The organism is Streptomyces sp. NPDC050759, assembly GCF_044456945.1.
GTDB lineage: Bacteria > Actinomycetota > Actinomycetes > Streptomycetales > Streptomycetaceae > Streptomyces.
Genome location: NZ_JBITGI010000001.1, coordinates 724,579 through 742,672 on the forward strand (window position 1 = coordinate 724,579; position 18,094 = coordinate 742,672).

The following is an 18,094-nucleotide window of genomic DNA, read 5'->3' on the forward strand; positions in this document are numbered from 1 at the left end:
GTCGTCGAAGAGGGATGGGGCACAATCACCGGATCCGACATCCACAACAACGCCCACAGCGGCATCGCCATCCTGTCCGGCGGCGACCCGACCGTCCGAAACTGCCACATCCACGACGGTAAAGGAAGCGGCGTGTACGTCGAAGAGGGATGGGGCACAATCACCGGATCCGACATCCACAACAACGCCCACAGCGGCATCGCCATCCTGTCCGGCGGCGACCCGACCGTCCGGAACTGCCGCATCCACGACGGAAAGCAGGAGGGCGTGCGCATGAATCAGGGCCGGGGAACTATCACCCGATGCGATATCTACCACAACGCAGGCGACAGCATCACCATCGAGGCGGGGGGCAGTCCGACCGTTCAGGACTGCCGCATCCTCGATGGGAAGTAGTTCTTGGTCGCGATGGCCTCTCCATCCAAGAATCTTTTCCCTCTGCAGAAAGTCTGGCCGCGATCGCATGGCGCGGCTCCGTCACGCTGGGTGGTGCCGCCTTGTCGCACCCAGGTCAGTTCCCACTCAGGTCAGAACCTCTGTTTCGTGTGGCGCGGAGGGGGTCACCACAGAAGGGGCTCTTGTTCTGGTTTGCGGCAGCATGTAGTCCGGGCGGCACGGCAGAGGCGACAAGCTGGTTCCAGGTCTCGTAGCGGCTGGCCACGGCGACGGGAGTTGAGCGGTCGCATAGGCGTCGAAGGTCGCGCGATGACGCTGCGCGGGGACCTGGCGCAGGTTCGGCGCCAGGTGTTCGATGAGGGCTCGAGGGTGCACTTGGGCAGTCCGGGGCAAATTGCCTTGGCCAGCCGGAGCGTGTCGATGACTCCGGCTGGCCGCTACTACAGCAGGTGCGCCGCCAGCACCCTGTCGTCGACGTGCGTGTGATGCGGGGCGATCCACGCAGTGCCCAACAGTGCACCAAGCTCGTCTGCGATCTTCTCCCAGGCTGGTGCCTCGGCGAGGACCTCGTTGGTCAACCCGTGCACTCGGCCGCGAACGGTGTGAAGGGGCGACGCGGTTGGGTCAGCCACGCGCCTCCAGTGCCCTCGTCAGGGCGCCCCTCGCGCACGGGCACCAGGGTGACCTCGACCAAGTCCGGAGGGTCGGCGCCGTTGCCCTCGACGTCGACAACAAGCAGCGCGGGCCAGCTGGCGAAGTCCATGGACCTCACCGGTCCTTGGCCAGGGCGACGAGTTCTGCGAACAGTCCCGCGGCGTTTACAAGGTCCTCGTACGTCCCCTGTTCGACGACTTGGCCTTTGTCCATGACGAGGATGCGGTCGGCGAGCCGTGTGTTCTCGAGTTGGTGGGTGACGACGATCGTCATGCGCTCGGCGGCGATTCGCTTGATCTCCAGGAAGATTGCGTGCTCACCGCGGGCGTCCATCTGTGAGGTCGGCTCATCCAAGATCAAGAGGGGGGTCTGCCGGTAGAGCGCACGGCCGCACACGAGTCGCTGCCACTGCCCTCCGGACAATTCGGCGCCGCCCCACAGCTCCTTGGCGAGGAGGGTGTCGAGCTGCTGGGGCAGCTTCTCGATCGCTTCGCGCATGCCGACGGCGTCGACGACGTCCCACACTGGCCCGTCGTCGTATGTCTTCGGCTGGCCCAGCGTGATGTTCTCGCGGGCGCGCAGGGGCCAGCACGCGAAGCCTTGCGGGACCAGCGCGGTGCGTTTCCATACGGCGTCGGGATCGGCCTGGGCGAGATCGATGCCGTCCCACACGACGCGGCCCTTGTCGGCGAGAAGGATGCCGGTGATGAGCTTGGCCAGTGTCGACTTTCCCGAGCCGTTTTCGCCGACGATGGCCAGGATCTCGCCGCGGCGCAGCGTGAGCGATACACCTGCGACGGCCGGTTCCTCCTTGCCGGGGTACCGGTACACGACTTCGTCGAGTCGGATCTCATCCACGCGTTCCGGGATCGTCAACTCCCCGCGCTTGGGTGTGCGTTCACTGGCCATGTCGAGGAAGGACCGCATGTCGGCCAGGTAGAGGGAGGTGTGGAACATCGCGGCGCCATGGATCACAAACTGGGAGAGGGCGGCCAGTGTGGTTTGGACAGCTACCACGGCGGTGGCCGCGACGGGCAAGGCGACACGAGCCGTGGTGGCCAGCCAGGCGAGGGTGGCCCAGGTGAACAGCAGGAAGACTCCGCTCAGGGCGCTGGTCGACAGGACGATGCGCAGCATCCGCGGCGCGGCGGTCAAGGTGCGCTGATCGATCCGGTCCGACAGGGCGCGGTACCAGTAGATGAGGTAGCCGGTCATGCCGTTGGCGCGGACCTCGTCGCCATAGCGGGAGTAGGTGGCCCACCAGCGCATCATGGAGCGCACGTTGCGGTCGCCGACGTTGAGGTAGTGGGTCTCGTAGTCGACGCGCGCCGACAGAACGGCCCCAGCGCCGGCAGGGAGCACGGCCAGCAGGAGCAGAGGCAGCATCAGCGGGTGCAGCGCGGTAATGACCCCACTCGCTGCGATCATGCGGATGAGGGCGGACATGAACCGCTGGGCGTCCTGCACCATCAGCCGGGTCCGTGTGACTCCGACTTCGGCGGCCTCCTGCCGATCGGCGAATCCATCCTCACCGTACGCGGATGACTCCACGCGGCACACGGCCGTGACGAGGGTGATGTCCGCTTCAGTCATCAGCAGAGGTGTGATCCGACCGTCTGCGTATGAGGACAGGGCGCTGCTGACTCGGCCGATGCCCGCAGCCGTGGTCACCACGACCAGGGCGGGCAGTGCGGCGTGCAGACGTTCGGACACGGTGCCGGTGGCGAGGATGTGTGTCATCGCCTGAGCGGTGAAGGTGAGGACGACGGCGGCCGCGATGCCGGCGAGCAACTGGCAGACGAGGAGCAGCACGACGCCGGTCCTGTCGACAGCCCAGGCCATCCGCGCGGTGTGCGCAAGCACGGAGGGAAGGCGCCGGCACATTGCTCCGAAACTGGCATCTGCCAGCGGGTTCTTCCCGAACTTGCCCTCGAAGGTGATGGTGGCCGGCGGTGGAGGGGGCGGCGTCTCCGCGTTTGCAGTCGAGGCGTCAGTCACAGTCACCTGCATCCCTCCTTGGGGGTGGTGCCGCACCTGGATGGCTCGGCGGTGCACGGCATAACGACGCGGCGCCAGAATCGAACGCGCTCGCTTTCGGACGTGCAGGGGCCCTTGAACCGCAAGGGGTGAACCTGTGACCGCCATGCCGGGGCGGCCCAGGGACGGTGCAGGTATGACCGAATCGCCGATGCCTGTGGCGCCTGTGCCCCATGAGGTTTCGGGCGGTGATCGGCTCGCGATGGCACCAAGGGACTCGGCCAAACCAAGATCATTGTTGCCCAATTGGGCAACAATGATCTTGGAGGGCAACGCTTTCCCGGATTGTGTGATCGCTGGTACGCACCGCTTGGTCCAGTTGGTCACGCAACTCCTCGGGGATGGTTCCTGCTCCGAGTGCGCAGGAGGTGAGGAGAGTTCGGCATTCCTGTGCCTCTCGATCGGTAGCGAGGGCGGCACACAGGGGGTGTGCCAGGATCTCTCGGGCGGCATAGCCGTCGGAGGTCTTGATCGCCCTTCGGTGCAACTCCTCGACCGCGAGGCGTGCTTCAGGCCCTTCGGGCAAGGTGAACAGGTCCAGCGTGGCGAGCCCGAGCCGCGTGTTGAACACGGTCATGTCGTCCCCGTCTAGAGCCCCGAGGTGCTTGGTCACCAGGTTCTGCAGGGTGTGTTGCCAAGGCAGTCCTGCGGTTCGGTGGCACACGATGCTCAGGCAGTCGGTCACGGCGACTTCCCAAGGTTCACCAGGCTTCGTATCGGCCAGGAGGCTGTTGGCGCGGACGGTGTCTCCGACGGTGAGAGCGGCGAGGACGGCGACCTGGCGGCCGTCGAGCATGCGCTGTCCGACTCCGTGGTGTGCTTCGACGTGGGCGAGTGCTTCAGTCCAGCGGCCGGCAGTGGTCAGGGCGCGCGTTCCGTCAGCGAGTAGAACTCGCCATAGCCAGGCGCGGACCTCTTGGCGGTCTCTGGCTGTTGAGGTGAGGCCGGATGGCACGGCCACGTCCTCGAACAAGGTGGTAGGGGCGTTGGTGCTGATCGCATCGAACAACTGGAGGAGCGTACGGCGGCCGTCGTCGTATTGCCCGGCGCGGATGGCGAGGCGGGCGAGGTTGATGATGGGTTCCAGGGCTCGGATCGCGGCCTTGCCGGGCAAGGGAGCGGCGTCTAGGTAGGCGGCTGCGTGCTGGTGGCACAGCGTGTGGGCCATGTCCCGGACACCGGTATCGGAGGCGATCAGCGCGGCCTGGTTGTAGACCGTGGAGGCCATGCTCGGGTCGCCCGTCTTTGCCGCGCTGTCGGCGAGTTCGGCGAGCGCACGAACACGCTGGGGCAGGGGGAGGCAGGCCGGGCGGGGGCGAGCGATGAGGGGGAAGCGCCGAGCCAGGGCGTCAGGGATTATCCACACGGTCCGCGACGCTCCTTTCCGTGGTGGGGTCCGGGCCGAAGACAACGGTTTTCGCGGCGGCGGCGAGGGCGGCCTGGGTGGCGTAGGGCAGGCCGATGCGGTTCCAGGCAAACAGCGCGTGATGGGCGAGCACGTCGCGCAGCCCGCGGTGAAGCAACCCCAGCTCCATGAGGTGGGCCAGATCCCGCCCGGCGTCGCGATAGGCGCGGGCCCAGTCCGCAAGGTGGGCCAGCGGCCCGCCTGTATGCATCAACTCGTCCCCATTCACGGAGATCAACCGGTGTACGGCAGCTTGGAGTTGCTCGCGGCTCTCCGGTGTGGCACCTGTGGGCGTCTCGCGGTGGGCGCCGACGCGGGCCCAGACGTCGCCTTGTTCGTACCAGTCCAGCCCGGCGGAGCGCATCAGGATGCTGCATAGCATCAGGGACGTCTCGCGCCGGTGCGGGCCGCCCTTGCGCTGAAGGTGTTCGAGCAGACTACGGCTGTCGTGGTGGAAAAGGCGGTGCGCGCTGGCCATGGCTTCGGTGCCACCGAAGGCATGCTCTTCGGGTTCGTAGACGATCTCTGTCCACGCAGTGATGGCCCCCTCAGCAACGAGCGTGTCGAGGCCCTGGGCTGTGTGCTCTGCGCCTCCGGCGGCGGGCAGGTAGCGCACCCGCCAGCACGGGTGCTTGCGGATGATGAACCACCGGGCCAGGGCGCCTTCGTCCTCGCCCACGCGCAGTATGGGGGCGAGTCGGGACACAGCGATGGTCTCGGCGTTCTCCCATTCTGGGAACACGAGATTGGCCTGGCGCCAGGCAGGCGGGGTCATCGGAGGGCCTCCGCGGTGTGTGCAGCGGCCAGAGGCAGTGTCAGCACGCGTTCGAGGCGCACCCGGTAGAAACGCAGGATCAGCAGGGAGTGGTCGGAGGCTTCTCGGGTGTCGTCGTTGTCGACGACTTCGACGCTGTGCAGAGCGGAGGCGAGGCCGCCTGTCCCGTAGGCGCGGTCGATGCGCTGGGGACCGCCTTGGTCGGGCTTGCACTGTCCAGCGGTGGCGTTGAGTGCCTCGGGCTGGCCGAGATGGTCGGCGGCATAGCGGGCGAGGTCGAGGTAGCCGGCGTCGGTCAGGGCGGCGTCGGGGCGGGTGTCGCTGCGGCGGTGTCCGTCGGCATCGAGGTAGGTCCGGTGGACCATGTGTGCTCGATCGGTCACCGCGGCCCAGTCGGGCAGGGCGAGGCGTTCGGGATTGCGCGGGTAGCTGTTGGTGTCCCCGGCGGCGAGAGTGACTGCTCCCGCGTGCATAGCCGTCCAACACGCCTCCGTTAACCGCTGGTTGGCGTCGAAGCAGCACATGTGGAGGGAGATGAGGTTGAGTGGTACCGGACAGGTGCCGAGCCGCGCGACGACGTGGCAGGGGTGCAGCCACCACGGCTTGGCGCGGGGGCGGGCTTCGACAACGTCGAACATCGTGGGGCGGAGGTAGACGGCGGTCGCGATGTCGGCGTCCGCGTACGGGTTGGGCGCGGAGAGGAAGCCTCGCAGGCTCAGCCGCTTTTCCGTGGCGTGCACGAGTTCACTGCCCCGCTCGCGGCTGAACTTGGCCTCCTGCTGGAGGAAGATGTCCGGCTCGTACTCGGTGAGGACGTCGAGTGCGAGATGCCGGTGTTCGCCGTTGCGGCCGCCGTCCGCCTTGATGTTCCACACGGCGGCGGTCACGAGGTCGGTCACTTCAGACCTTTCGGTGTCGGTATGGATCGGCGCGGTGTCACGCCAGAGCGAGGAAGGTGTCCCAGTGCGGGGCAGGCGCACAGCCAGTGCCCACGGTGTGCAGAGCGAGTGCTGCTCCGGCTTGGCCATCGAGGAGTTCCGGGTTGGGGTCGCTCTGGCTGAGCGCGGTAATCAGGCGGTCGGTCAGCCGCGGCAGCTCGGCGCTGATCTCGGGGTTGTCCGTCTCGGTGGCCATCCGCCATGCCGCGTGCAGGAGTCCCGCCATGCCGTGGCACAGCCCGGTCTCGGGGAGCGTGTCCAGTTGGAGGGGGTCTTGCAGGGCGGCAAGAATGGCGTTCTCGGCCATCGCTACGCGTGCCGGGTCTCCGAGGGCGAGTCCGGCCAGCTGCTGGGCACGGGCGGTGCCGCTGACGCCGTAGCACCAGGACGGCCGGGGCCGAAGCGAGGAATGGACCTGGTCGTCGGTCACCTGCTGGATCGAGAGGTGTCCCGGCCACCAAGGCGCGGTTTCGTCGCCTTGCCGCCACTGGTCCGTCCAGGAGCAGATCCTCGCGATCGCGTCGGCCGTGCCCGGCACGGTCAGTCCGCCGAGCAGGGCCTGCGAGAGGACGGCGATGGTGGAGCCGATGCCGTGGGCGAGCCCGATGTTGCCGTGCCCGCCGGGGTAGTCGGGGTGAAGGACCCCGCTGGGGGCGACGTCTGTCCACCACGGCGGCAGCCCGGCGGGGTCGGGGATGGGCTCGGTCAGGCGTACCAGGTAGGCGATGACGTCCGAGGTGATTTCGTGGTGCGGGTGGCGGCTGAGGTGATAGGCGCCCAGGCCGGACAGGCCGCGGATCAGGTCGAACTCTTCCATGAGGGGGCGCTCGGCACGGGTGATGCGCTGGTGGGCGGCGGCCAGCCGGTTGCGGGTGAGGGTGAGAGTGGCGGTGTCCAGACGGGCAAGGACTGGCAGGTAGCGGCTCGATGCGCTGGTCGCCCGATGCATCACGTACGCGAGGGCGGGAGCGCCGAAGTACAGGTTCGCGTTGGCTGCGGCGCTGACTTCACCGTGCACGGCCGCCTTCAACCAGGCGTGTGCGGTGGACCAGTCTCCGTGCCCGGTCCGGGCGCGCTCGATGTGCAGCAGGGCGATGCCCGAGGCTCCTCCGGCCAGCGACTGGGGCCAGGACCGGCCGCCGTCGGGACGTCCGCCGGGCCACGCGGTGCTCGGGTCGGCCAGCGCGGCGGCCAGACGGTCGACGGTTTCCAGTGCGGTGAGGGCGGGAGCGGTGGTGATCACGGTGTACTCCTTGCGCGGGCCGTCCAACTGAGGGCAGCGGCTCTGGCCAGGTGAAGGTGGGTGCGTTCCTCGGACAGTCCCGGCCCGCGCATCCGGACGTGGTGGAGGTGCAGCAGGTCCGGCAGCAGTTCGTCCGGCTGGACGGCCGTGTCCGTGAGCGCGCGGCGGTAGTCGGCAAGTGCCCCACGCCGCGCGGACCAGGCAGCGGTGACGTGCTCGCTCAGGCCGGCTGGGGGCGTGTTCACCAAGTCGACGGCTTGGCGGTAGACGGTGCGGGGCGGGGCGTCCGGCTCGGTGCGCGTGTGCTCGATCAGCCAATGCATCGCCGCGGTGCTGTCGCCGAGCACGCCCACGGCGATGTCCACCATGCTCGCGGCGGTCACCGCGCGAAGGTCGGGGACCTCCGTTCCGGTCTGGGCAGCGAGCTGGGCTGCGGCGGCGGCGGAGTCGGCGGCGAAGTACCGTTCGGCCGCGTCGAGGGCGGTGGGGCCGCCGAATCGGGCGGTCTCCGGGTGGTAGGTCTCCACACCGGCGTGCGTGATCAGACCGCCTTGCCGCAGGCGGCGCGTCCACTCGCCGATCGACTCGCAGACGGCGCCGAGGGTCCCGGGCTGGTAGGTCAGGCGGAGGCGAAGGTGGTCGTCAGGGTCGCGATAGCGGATGAACCACCATGGAGGATCGCCCAGTTCGTCCAGCAGGGCCGCCAGGTGCCGGGTCAGGATGGGGTTCTGCCGGTCGCGATGGCCGTGGAGGTGAAGGGAGATGCGGTTCTCGCATCCAGGCAGGTGACCGTGCTCCCGATTGACCGCGCGGCCCGCCACGCGGACGGGGATGATGTTCTGCTCGGTGCTCAGGGGGATGACGACTTCGTGGGCACGGCCTCCGGTCCAGCCCAGGTCCTTCACACGTGGTGCCGGGCACAGCGTCACGGTGCCGTCGCGGTCCAGGTGGACGCGCAGCAGGGCCCGGTGGGACGGCTCCGCCAGGTCCAGGGCCATGCGCTGGTCGTCCTCGCTCAGGTACACCCGCTCAGGCAGGTGGACCTCGCGGCGCCATCGGGTCAGGGCCTCGTCCCACTGCGGCCATGGTGCGGATGCGGAAGGCAGGTCCTCTCGCGTCAGGAGCCAGCGGGCTGGGGACAGGATCGTCCGGCCGTAGCGCAACGCGGGCAGGAACGGCAGGCTGGACGCGGCCGTCCCCCACCTGAATCCGGTGCACGGGACGGTCAACGCAGCGGGCGCCTCCGTCAGAAACCGGCACAGCGGGTGGGAGTGGTGGCCCAGGTCCACGGCGTTGAGCAGCACTGTGTGGACGGGACGGCGGTGGGACAGCGAGACGAGGTGCAGCTGTTCGGCGTCGGCGGTGACCGCGAGGTCTGTGACGGGAACGAGGCGGGTGTCCGGGCTGTGGTAGTCGCCGAGCGAGATCACCCACTCGGTCGCCTGCGGGGCGCGGGCGACGTTCTCTGTTGGCGCCGACAGGGGGGTGGAGCTGATCTGCGCGCGGAGCGCGCCTTGATGCACTGGGGGTAAAGCGCCGTAGGTCTCGGTCATGCGGCGGCGGTCTTCGTCGTCGAGCAGATGCAGGAAGCGGCCGGTGGTTGCTCCGGCCGAGCGCGCCACCCCGACCACGTTCAGGGTGAACTCCCCCTGCTGGAGGGCGGCAACGCTCTCGGCGTCAATACGGACGGTCAGCTCCGTGCTCGGCTGGATGGGACGGCCCGGATCGACGGTGGCCAGGTCCTCGATCGCCGCATCGTCGAGCTGGATTTCAAGGCGGCGCTGCATGCCGGCGGTGTGCGCGAGTTTGATGAGGCGGCCGACACGGTCGGGCAGGGGGGAAGCCGTCGGCGCGGTGGTGGCACCGAGGTAACCGGGCGGATAGCCGAGCACGTCGATCGCGTCCAGGACGGGGACGGCCGCCCGCGGCCCGTACCGGTCCAGGAAGCGGCGATGCCACTCGGTCCAGCCGGTCAAGGACGCTTGTGGTGCGAGGCGGATGAGCGCCTTCGCTGCCGCTGCCGCCTCCTGCACGACGGCCGTAGGTACGGTCAGGTCCCAGTCCACCCGCAGGTCTCGCGCGGACCTGGGGGTGGACCAGATCTCTGCTGCCTCAGTGGCCGGGAGGTGGGCTGCCTGTTCGACGAGGGCGGTGAGCGGGTCGGTGACCGTCATCGCCGGGCGGAGACTCGTGAGCAGGACCCGTTGCCTGACCAGGTCTGCGATAAGGCGGTCGATCACGGAGGGCGGCGCGCTCGGGAAGCTGGTCGACAGCTTCACAGCGAGGTCGCTCCACAAGACCGGAGTCTGTGCCCCGCCCAGGGCCTCGCGGACCGGTGCAGTCAAGCGGACCTGCACGTGGTCTGGGCGTCGATCGAGGGTTCCGCTCGGGCGGTGCTCGATCACCACGTACCCGTCGCGTTCGACGAGGAGGCTGGAGGCGAGCAGCATCAGGCGGGGCCGCAGCGCCGGATGCTGCTCGAAGTAGTCGATGAGGGCCGTACTTTGTGCCGCGTCTGCCCTGGCGGTGGCGCGGTGATCGGTGCCGACGCGGAGCGCGGGCACCGTACCTATTCGTACGGCCGCAATGCCGGCGAACAGGCCGAACGGAGTTGCCCGAGTGCGAGCACGCAGCAGATAGCGCAGCACGGCGACAACCGTGCGCCTCACGGCAGGGACCGGGACCGGTTGGCCGGCGCAGATCTGCTCCACCCGGGTCGCAAGGTCGGGGCTGGCTGCCCTGACGGCGGCCGCGAAGTCGATGTCGTTCCAGGTCCGTTGGAGCCATGCCTGCCAGGACGTCGGGTCCGCGAACGCGCCGGTAAGGTCCGGCCATACCGTCGGGCGGTCGGGATGCCATGCAGATGCCCGGACCAGTGCCGCATCAACGTGGCGATACATACGCCCCTCCTGGGACTGCGCGGTGCCCGGCCGCGCTCATGGTGCGGCCGGGCACTGCGGTGGACGCGGTCGGTGTTACGCCGGGCAGCTCGTGCACGCGGTCGCGCACGTGGAGTTGCAGCCGTCGTCCGTCATCCTGATGAGCTGGTCCGCGGAGGGACCGCCCTCGACGATGGAGATGTCCAGGACGAAGTCAGCGAACTCCTTCGCTTCGGCGGCCGGTTGCGTGGATATGGCCGGTCGCTCCAGTTGAACGGTCATGTGTGCCTCCTTGAGGTAATGGGGGATGGTGCAAAGGTCCCGGAGCCCTCGCTGGGCCCCGGAGTCTCAGGTCCAGGACGCGGTGACGATCCCGTGCCGCCGCAGTACGGCGTCCTGCGGCAGAGGCGACGGAGCGGGGCCCGGCAGGTACCGGAACGTCGCAGCTCCCCGCCGACGGTGGTATTCGGCCCAGCGGCGCAGCAGCTCCACGTACTGGTCGGCGAGGGCTTCGGCCTGCGGACCGTGGGCAATGACGCCGCTCTCGAAGCCGCCGGCGGCCTCGTTGTCGCGGCGGGTGCGGTAGGCGATGCTGTCCTCGCTGACCAGGGCGGGCACCCCGAACTGGACCGCCGGTGTCACCAGCCCTCGCTCGACCACGTCCTTGGCCGCGTGCAGCCGCACCGCACGCGGCAGGTTCAGCGTGAGGTACAGGTCCAGCTCGTCTGGCAGGTCCCATGCCGCACCCGACCAGCGCACCAGTTGGGGGGTGTCCAGGGCATGGTTCAGCGCCTGCGCGTTGAGGGGCACCCGCACGTCATCGGTCTGCGCGACGACGCCCTCCCGCAGCAGCACCTTGCGTTCCTCGGCGGCACCCTCGCCCTGCATCGGAACGAAGTGCGCCAGACGGTAGGAGCGGCTGAGCAGGCCCGCACCGTCACGGTCGAAGGCGATCGAGCGGGTCGTGCCGCACACCGTGAGCGGAACGACGAGCCTGCCCTTCTCCGTGAGCCCGTCGATCCACGACGGGGGGATGTCCCACGCCGCCGCGGTGACGATGATCCGGTCGTAGGGCGCTCCGTCGGGGACACCCCTCTCGCCATCGGCGAGGACCGTCTTTACCTGCCGGTATCCGGCCTCGTCCAGACACAGGCGGGCACGGTCGACGATGTCGCGGTCGATGTCGACCGTGGTGACCTCACCGTCGCTGCCCACGAGTTCCTGGAGGTAGGCGGCATTGACGCCGCCCGAGCCGATCTCCAGGACCTTCATCCCGGGCGCGATGTCGGCCTGCTCCAGCATCACAGCCTGAAGGTGGGCAGCGGACATGACGCTGACGTTCAGGCCGCTCTCGTCCTTCTTGACCGGCACAATCCGGTGGAGATCGTAAACGACCTCCAGGGACGCCTCCGGCGCGAACCGGTGCCGGGGCACGGCGGCGAAGGCCGCAGCAACCGAGTCGGACGTGATCGCGTCCTGGTCACGAAGGGCGCGGACCATGTCCGCACGCCACGCGCCGGGATCGCGATCGGTCGAGTCGTCGATAACAGGCATCCGTTTACCTATTTCTGTTGAGGGGTGGTGCTAGCGATGGCACAGATGGGCTTGGTGGTCAGCGAGGACGCTAACCAGGACGCCGTCGCTGGGGGCCGTTACGCGCCGGTCGCTCAGGCACGGTCGAACCCCCGTTCCCGCTCGACGTCGGTGACTTGTCGGCGGTGCTCGGCGAGTTCGACCTCGGCCGCGACGGCGTAGTGATGCACCACCGCGGCTCCGAGCGCGCTCGTCGCGAAGTTGCTGCCGTCGAAGTACGCCACCGCCTCGGCGAGGTCACGTCGGACACGGGGCGACTGCCGGTCTGCGTAGGCGTCGCCCCTGCAGGGAGCGGGTGGCGTCAGCTTCTCGGCCAGGCCGTGCACGATCCCGGCGAGTGAGGCGGTCAGCGCGAGGTAGGGATTGGCGTCGGCTCCGGGCAGGCGGATCTCCAGGTGCGTGCCCTCGCCGTGTCCGGTGACGCGGACTGCGCACCCGCGGTTGTCGTGCCCCCAGTTCATGTACTGGGGTGCGAAGGAGTGCGCCGTCGCGTACCGCTTGTAGGAGTTGGGGTTGGGCGCGTACAGCGGGGCGAGGTGCGGCATTCCGGAGAGCAGTCCGGCGATGCTTTGGCGCATCGTCTCGGGCAGTTCCTCGCCGGGGGCTGTTGCGAAGGCTGGCGCGCCGTCCTTCCAGAGGGACAGGTGCAGGTGCAGTCCGCTGCCCACGCCGGTGAACGGTGCGCTCATGAACGTCGCCGTCAGGGCCTGGCGTCTGGCCAGGTGCTGCACGGTCTGCTTGTAGACGGTGTAGGCGTCGCATGCTTCCAGCGCCGGGCCGTAGGGGAAGGTGATCTCCACCTGGCCGGGAGCGCCCTCTGTCTTGGTCGCCTCGATCGGCACACCGGCCTCGGGTAGAGCGTCTTCCAGATATCGGAGGAAGTCGCTGAGCGTCGGCGGAAGGTTGAGGGCATAGTCGAGGTTGTGCGGCACTACGGGCTGAAAGCCGTCGCAGAGAACGAACTCGCTCTCCAGCCCCACACGCGCCTCGAAGCCGAGATCTTCCAGCCGATTGAGCTGCGTGCGGAGCATGCGGCGCGGAGCGATCTGAACGGGCGTCCCGTCGGGCTGGACGGCATCGCAGTGCACCAGCGCGAGGCCAGGCATGTAGGACAGGACACGCAGCGTGCTCAGGTCAGCGACCATGCCGAGGTCCTGGAAGCCTTTGTCCCAACCCGTGAGGTCGAAGCCGCCAAGGGGGTCCATGCTGACGTTGGTGGCCAGGATGTAGGCGCAGGCCTCCGACACCGTGGTCTCTTTGGCGGTCCGGTCAAGGAAGGTGAAGGCGTTGAGCCGCTTGCCCTTGAGGCGCCCCATCATGTCGGGGAGGCAGACCATGACGGTGGTGATGTCTTCGCGCTCGACTGCGGCCCGGAAGTCCTCGGCGGAGATGAGACCGGCGAGCCGGGACAGTTCGTGTTCCGGGTCAGTGTGATGGCTGTTCATCAGACCATGTCCTCCGCGAGGGAAGCGTGCGTGGCGGTGTTGCCCAGGGTCGGGATTCGGTAGTTGCGGCGTCCCTGAGTGATCCACAGGATCCAGGCCAGCGTGAGCACGGCGATGAGAGCGACGCCGGCGTAGTTGAACGACGAGGTGGTGATCGGGGCCACCTGCGGCAGGCAGAACAGGACGGTGACGAAGCCGACCCAGGTCACGGCCGTCCAGCCGATGGGCCTGCTCCACCGGCCGAGGTTCCACGGTCCGGGCCGGAAGTGATCCCCCGCGCGCAGCCGCAGGTAGACGGGGATGGCGTAGGCAGGGGTGATGCCAATGACGTTGATGGCTGTGACCGCTGCGTACGCGGTCGGCGAGTACAGCGATGGTGCAGCCAGGACGAGCGCGACTCCCACCGACAGCCACACGGCTGCAACTGGCGTCTTAGTGCGGGTGCTGACGCGACGCCAGGTGGCGGCGAAGGGGACCGCCCCGTCACGGGAGAACGCGAACACCATGCGGGAGGCAGCGGCGGTCTCGGCGTTGCCGCAGAACAGTTGGGCCACGATCACGATCAGCAGCAGGGCCTTTGCGCCGGAAAGCCCGAGGACGTCTTCGAAGATCTGCGCAGGCGGCACTCCGGTGGCGCTGTTCTGCGTGCCCGCGTAGTCCTGGATGGACCAGGTGAGGCCGGCCAGCAGGATGAACCCGGCGATCCACGAGACCCAGATCGAGCGGACGATGCCCCTGGGCGCGGATATCTGGGCGTGCGTGGTCTCCTCGGACAGGTGGGAGGAGGCGTCGTAGCCACAGAAGGTGTACTGCGCCAGCAGCAGCCCGAGTGCGGTCACGTACAGGCCGTTGCTGAAACCGGTGTCGTTGTTGAACGTGGTGAAGACGAAGTCGGCGCTCTGGTGATCGGCCGGGGCGAGGGTCAGGCAGCCGACGATGACCGCGACGCCGATGAGGTGCCACCACACCGAGACGGAGTTGAGGAGGCTGACCAGGCGGACGCCGGCCACGTTCAACAGGGCGTGCAGCAGCAGGATCCCAGCGAAGATCATCATGCTCTTCTCCGGTGTTGGCGTGAAGCCCCACTGGAGGTTGGCGAACGCACCGACGAACGTGGCGGCGCCGTAGTCGATCCCGGCGATGGCGCCGAGCAGCCCGAGCAGGTTCAGCCAGCCGGTCACCCAAGCCCAGCGGGGTCCGCCGAGGCGGTGGGCCATGTAGTAAAGGCCGCCGGAGGTGGGGTAGGCGGAGGTGACCTCGGCCAGCGACATGCCGAGCAGCAGGACCATCAGGCCGACGCCGACCCAGCCCCACATGATCACGGCTGGTCCGCCGGTGCTCAGGCCGAAGCCGTAGAGAGTCATGCAGCCGGACAGGATGCTGATGACGGAGAAGGAGATCGCGAAGTTGCCGAACGGGCCCATGCGGCGTGCCAGTACGGTCTGGTAGCCGAGCCCGGCCAGGACAGCATCGTCGTCGACCAGCCGGTGGGCGGCACTTCTCGGAGACACCGAAAGAATCCTCTGGATCGAAGGGGTGAGGGACGGGGATGGCGCTGAGGGCTCGGGGCGGGGGTGCGCGGCTTCTCATCTGCGGTTCCGCTCGCGCTTCATCGCGTAGTTGCGCGCTTGGAGGAAGTCGTCCTGCCACCACCGGCTTTCGCTGACGTGCTGCCAGGGCGCGGGCGTGGCGAAGGGGCCGATCGCGGTGAACACCTCTGCCGCGCCGGGCAGACCACAGGCAGTCAGCGTGTAGGCCAGATAGTTCAGGTCCAGCAGGGAGCAGGTGCTCATGTCGGTGACGTGAGCGAACCAGCCATCTCTCGCCCGCTCGACGTAGTGCCGGACCTGCTCGTTGTCCCAGAAGCCGAGCGTGCTGGCGACCTGCCTGCTCGCCATCCGAGACCGGTACTCCTCGACCCAGGCGTACAGGGGCAAGGTCAGCTGCACGGACCCCGGCCTCGCCTGGGATGAAACCCACCGTGTGAAGTCCACGGATCCAGTGCCGCGGGCCTGCAAGCACTGGAGCATCCGGTGATACGCCTCCCTGTTGGGCCAGTCCCGCCGGTCTACCTGCCAAAGCAGCGGCCAGGGCCCCCGCGGCAGCATGGCCTCTGGCGGATTCGCCCAGTGATCGACCTGATGCCAGTTCCTCGGGTCGATGTCCAACTGGGAGAGGGCCAGCAGGCACACCCAGGGCACGGGGTCCACTGGCCAGCGGCGAGCAGCGTCCTCACATGCCACTCGTGCGGCGCTGACCCTGAGGAGCAGCGTGTGACGGTCTGCTGTGCTGTGGCGAGCAGCGAGAACCCGGTGAGTCATGACGCGGGCCCGCATCATCATGGCGTTCGCGTCTCCGGGCTCCTCCGCGCACCAGGCCGCGATGGCGTCACCTTTCGCCGCGCCGGCCGCCAAGACTTGACTGCGGGACGTGCGCAGCGCCCAGCTGAGGGTGTTGGCGAGCAGAGCCTTGGTGGACAGCCACCGATCGAGCAGGAGGTCTTCGAGGGCTAGGCGCAAGTCTTCGTCGTAACCCGCCGGATGCGGGGTCAGGGGCATGTCAGTATCCGTCACTGGAGCACCCGCCCGACGTTGTGGGGACGGTGGCAAGGGGTAGGCCGGCCTTGAACACGTAAGAGGGGCATGGAGGCCTCGTGTGGGGGTCGGAGGACCGCGGGGCGGCAATCGGGCACAGACCTTGGGTAGGCAACTGCGGACCGGCGGCTGCTCAGGGGGTCCCGATGGGGAGGAACGTCTGGTCAACCGCCAGGGCAGAAACCGGCAGCTCATCAAGGTCAGTTGCTCGACGCCCTCCCGAATCGGCGCTGGTGGCCAACTGCGTTTCAGCGCAGCGTGCGTCCGGGGAGGGGATGGCGAGGGAGCACCACGTCATCGTGCCGTCGGAGCTAACGCCCCACTCCTTTGCCAGGGTGGCAACGAGCAGCAGCCCCCGGCCACTCTCGGCGTCAAGGCCTACCTTGCGTCGTCGGGCCGGAGCGGGGTTTCCGTCAGTAACCTCGATACGCAATTCCTCTACCAAGATCATGACCCGAACCGCGATCGCGTCGCCTCGGCAGTGCCGCACGGCATTGGTGACCAGTTCCGAAACGGCGAGAATTGCCGTGTCGCTGAGTGCCGTCAGGTCCCAATGGCGCAGGTGCGCTGCGGTGATCCGTCGCATATGCCAAACGCGTTCGTCGGCCGGAGCGAAGGTCACCTCGAAGTCACGGATGACTGCCTGTGCCGATCCAGCCGGAAGGCGTTGAGAGCAACACCCCCGGCGGTCCTCGTAGGTGGGCGCCTTGCGGAACGTGGTCATGGACCTATCGCACCGCGCGCCCGGACAGCCTGCCAGGGGAAACAAGAGGGGGAAAATCCCGTCAAGGGGGAAACCAGCGGGGGGATCTCGAGCCATGATTGGCCCAGTCCACCAACAGAGGTCACACTCATGCCAGCAGATCCGTTCGCTGAGCTGCTTCTCCGACTGCGTAAGGAAGCAGGACGCACACAGGAGGAACAAGCAGAGGCCATCAACGCTGCCTCCGGCCGGGAAACCATGACCCGCCGCGAGATCAACCGGTACGAACACGGGCAGAACATCCCGACCAACCACACGGTCGCGCATATTGCGACGGCCTGCGGCTTACCCCCTGAACAGTTACAGCGGGAGGCAGCAGCCGCCCGCGCCCGGCGGAGGAAGGGACGCCGCCGTGAAGGGGAGGACCTGGACGACGTGAACCGCAGGACACTGATTGGTGGCGCCGTTCTCGGCGCAGCTGCTGCCGCCGAGCCGTGGGGGCGCCTCGCGCACGCCCTCAAACGAGGAACGAAGGTCGATTCAGCGGGGGTGGAGGCTCTCGCCGGTCACGCGGCCGACCTCCACGTGAGCGAGCATCACCTCACAGCCCGCCAGCTTCAGAGCAGGGTTGAGGCACATCTTGACGCCATCACTGCCGTTCTGCCCCGCGTCGGCGAGAGCGAGCGTGCTGTGACCATTGCTGCTGGTGAGACGGCCGCCCTGGCAGGTTGGGTGGCCTGGGATCTGGGCGACTCCGAAAGGGCGCGGGCCTACTACGGGGTCACGAGCGAGTGTGCCGAGGCCGCCGGACACCCCCCGTTGCGGGCCTTGGCTCTGGCCTACGCCAGCTACGGGGCTGCCACGCCAGAAAAGGCTATGAAGCTCCTGGCCCAGGCTGCCCAAGATGTACGAGGCCCGGGTAACGCTGCCGCCGCTGCCTGGGTCCACGGCCGCTATGCGGAAGAAGCGGCTACCGCCGGCGATGACATCGGCGCGCTGCGGGCCTTGGAGCGTGCCCAGGCCGTGTACGACTTCGCAGACCACACCACCGAGCAAGCATGGGTGCGCTTCATGACCCCGTACCGCCTCGACTCTCTGTCATTGTCGGTATACGGGCAGCTCAGGCGGCAGGAGTTGACGGAGACCGCCGACAACGCCGTAAGCCGCCTCGGTGATGAGCTACCCGACTCAGGGGTCGTGGTATTGGGCGACCTGGCCTCAGCACTGCTGCGTGGGGGAGACATCGAACAAGGTGTCTACGTGTCGCATCAATTCGCAGCCGCAGCAGAGGCCCGGCCGAACACCATGGGCAGAGCACGCGCGCGGGACATCGCAACGCTGCTTCCCAGCCGGGAGAACGAACTCGCCTGGCACCTGCAACAGTTGGCAGCGTGAACTGACATGCGGCTGCCGCACGCAACGGTCCGCGCAG

15 protein-coding genes are annotated in these 18,094 nt (G+C 68.1%); 2 read left to right on the forward strand and 13 right to left on the reverse strand.

From position 1 onward, the window contains the following. Positions 1-396 (forward strand): right-handed parallel beta-helix repeat-containing protein (locus tag ACIBJB_RS03230; protein ID WP_398925947.1); only part of this gene is annotated, 396 nt, incomplete at its 5' end. Between the two features lie 574 nt (positions 397-970). Here the strand turns inward: ACIBJB_RS03230 and ACIBJB_RS03235 are convergent. From ACIBJB_RS03235 to ACIBJB_RS03295, 13 genes are all read right to left on the reverse strand, one after another. Further along, positions 971-1,159, reverse strand: a complete 189-nt coding sequence (locus ACIBJB_RS03235) for a hypothetical protein (RefSeq protein WP_398925949.1) — start codon at positions 1,157-1,159, stop codon at positions 971-973. Between the two features lie 5 nt (positions 1,160-1,164). Beyond that, a complete protein-coding gene (locus ACIBJB_RS03240) occupies positions 1,165-3,048 on the reverse strand; it encodes an ATP-binding cassette domain-containing protein (RefSeq protein WP_398926823.1) in 1,884 nt (627 codons plus the stop codon). 271 nt (positions 3,049-3,319) lie between these two features. Then, positions 3,320-4,453 (reverse strand): hypothetical protein, encoded by a 1,134-nt coding sequence (locus ACIBJB_RS03245; RefSeq protein WP_398925951.1) that lies wholly within the window; start codon positions 4,451-4,453, stop codon positions 3,320-3,322. Beyond that, complete coding sequence (locus ACIBJB_RS03250; protein WP_398925953.1) at positions 4,437-5,267, reverse strand: thiopeptide-type bacteriocin biosynthesis protein; 831 nt, start codon at positions 5,265-5,267, stop codon at positions 4,437-4,439. The genes ACIBJB_RS03245 and ACIBJB_RS03250 overlap by 17 nt, the downstream gene beginning before the upstream one ends. Continuing rightward, positions 5,264-6,166 carry an endonuclease/exonuclease/phosphatase family protein gene (locus ACIBJB_RS03255; RefSeq protein WP_398925955.1) on the reverse strand — a complete coding sequence of 301 codons (903 nt, stop codon included), beginning with the start codon at positions 6,164-6,166 and terminating at the stop codon, positions 5,264-5,266. Before ACIBJB_RS03255 ends, ACIBJB_RS03250 begins: the two co-directional genes overlap by 4 nt. A gap of 37 nt (positions 6,167-6,203) precedes the next feature. Further along, positions 6,204-7,448, reverse strand: coding sequence for a lanthionine synthetase C family protein (locus tag ACIBJB_RS03260; RefSeq protein ID WP_398925957.1), 1,245 nt, complete (start codon positions 7,446-7,448; stop codon positions 6,204-6,206). Beyond that, positions 7,445-10,348, reverse strand: a complete 2,904-nt coding sequence (locus ACIBJB_RS03265) for a lantibiotic dehydratase (protein WP_398925959.1) — start codon at positions 10,346-10,348, stop codon at positions 7,445-7,447. The genes ACIBJB_RS03260 and ACIBJB_RS03265 overlap by 4 nt, the downstream gene beginning before the upstream one ends. Before the next feature lie 75 nt (positions 10,349-10,423). Next, positions 10,424-10,609 carry an FxLD family lanthipeptide gene (locus ACIBJB_RS03270; protein ID WP_398925961.1) on the reverse strand — a complete coding sequence of 62 codons (186 nt, stop codon included), beginning with the start codon at positions 10,607-10,609 and terminating at the stop codon, positions 10,424-10,426. A 66-nt stretch (positions 10,610-10,675) separates the two neighbouring features. Further along, complete coding sequence (gene fxlM, locus ACIBJB_RS03275) at positions 10,676-11,881, reverse strand: methyltransferase, FxLD system (protein WP_398925963.1); 1,206 nt, start codon at positions 11,879-11,881, stop codon at positions 10,676-10,678. Positions 11,882-11,994: 113 nt separating this feature from the next. Further along, complete coding sequence (locus tag ACIBJB_RS03280; protein ID WP_398925965.1) at positions 11,995-13,365, reverse strand: glutamine synthetase family protein; 1,371 nt, start codon at positions 13,363-13,365, stop codon at positions 11,995-11,997. Continuing rightward, the gene (locus tag ACIBJB_RS03285) at positions 13,365-14,885 is read right to left on the reverse strand and encodes an amino acid permease (protein WP_398926825.1); all 1,521 of its coding nucleotides are present in this window, start codon (positions 14,883-14,885) and stop codon (positions 13,365-13,367) included. The genes ACIBJB_RS03280 and ACIBJB_RS03285 overlap by 1 nt, the downstream gene beginning before the upstream one ends. A 66-nt stretch (positions 14,886-14,951) precedes the next feature. Next, positions 14,952-15,923, reverse strand: a complete 972-nt coding sequence (locus tag ACIBJB_RS03290; RefSeq protein ID WP_398925967.1) for a hypothetical protein — start codon at positions 15,921-15,923, stop codon at positions 14,952-14,954. A gap of 169 nt (positions 15,924-16,092) precedes the next feature. Beyond that, positions 16,093-16,683 carry an ATP-binding protein gene (locus ACIBJB_RS03295; protein ID WP_398925969.1) on the reverse strand — a complete coding sequence of 197 codons (591 nt, stop codon included), beginning with the start codon at positions 16,681-16,683 and terminating at the stop codon, positions 16,093-16,095. Between the two features lie 129 nt (positions 16,684-16,812). On the opposite strand from ACIBJB_RS03295, the gene ACIBJB_RS03300 reads away from it, so the two are divergent. Then, positions 16,813-18,057, forward strand: a complete 1,245-nt coding sequence (locus tag ACIBJB_RS03300; RefSeq protein WP_398925971.1) for a helix-turn-helix domain-containing protein — start codon at positions 16,813-16,815, stop codon at positions 18,055-18,057. Positions 18,058-18,094: the final 37 nt, after the last annotated feature.

What these genes read in the sequence shown, in the direction of transcription:
- ACIBJB_RS03235 (WP_398925949.1), bottom strand. Translation starts at nt 1,159, where the DNA reads ATGGACTTCGCCAGCTGGCCCGCGCTGCTTGTTGTCGACGTCGAGGGC.
- ACIBJB_RS03250 (WP_398925953.1), bottom strand. Translation starts at nt 5,267, where the DNA reads ATGACCCCGCCTGCCTGGCGCCAGGCCAATCTCGTGTTCCCAGAATGG.
- ACIBJB_RS03265 (WP_398925959.1), bottom strand. Translation starts at nt 10,348, where the DNA reads ATGTATCGCCACGTTGATGCGGCACTGGTCCGGGCATCTGCATGGCAT.
- ACIBJB_RS03270 (WP_398925961.1), bottom strand. Translation starts at nt 10,609, where the DNA reads ATGACCGTTCAACTGGAGCGACCGGCCATATCCACGCAACCGGCCGCC.
- fxlM (WP_398925963.1), bottom strand. Translation starts at nt 11,881, where the DNA reads ATGCCTGTTATCGACGACTCGACCGATCGCGATCCCGGCGCGTGGCGT.
- ACIBJB_RS03280 (WP_398925965.1), bottom strand. Translation starts at nt 13,365, where the DNA reads ATGAACAGCCATCACACTGACCCGGAACACGAACTGTCCCGGCTCGCC.
- ACIBJB_RS03290 (WP_398925967.1), bottom strand. Translation starts at nt 15,923, where the DNA reads ATGCCCCTGACCCCGCATCCGGCGGGTTACGACGAAGACTTGCGCCTA.
- ACIBJB_RS03295 (WP_398925969.1), bottom strand. Translation starts at nt 16,683, where the DNA reads ATGACCACGTTCCGCAAGGCGCCCACCTACGAGGACCGCCGGGGGTGT.
- ACIBJB_RS03300 (WP_398925971.1), top strand. Translation starts at nt 16,813, where the DNA reads ATGCCAGCAGATCCGTTCGCTGAGCTGCTTCTCCGACTGCGTAAGGAA.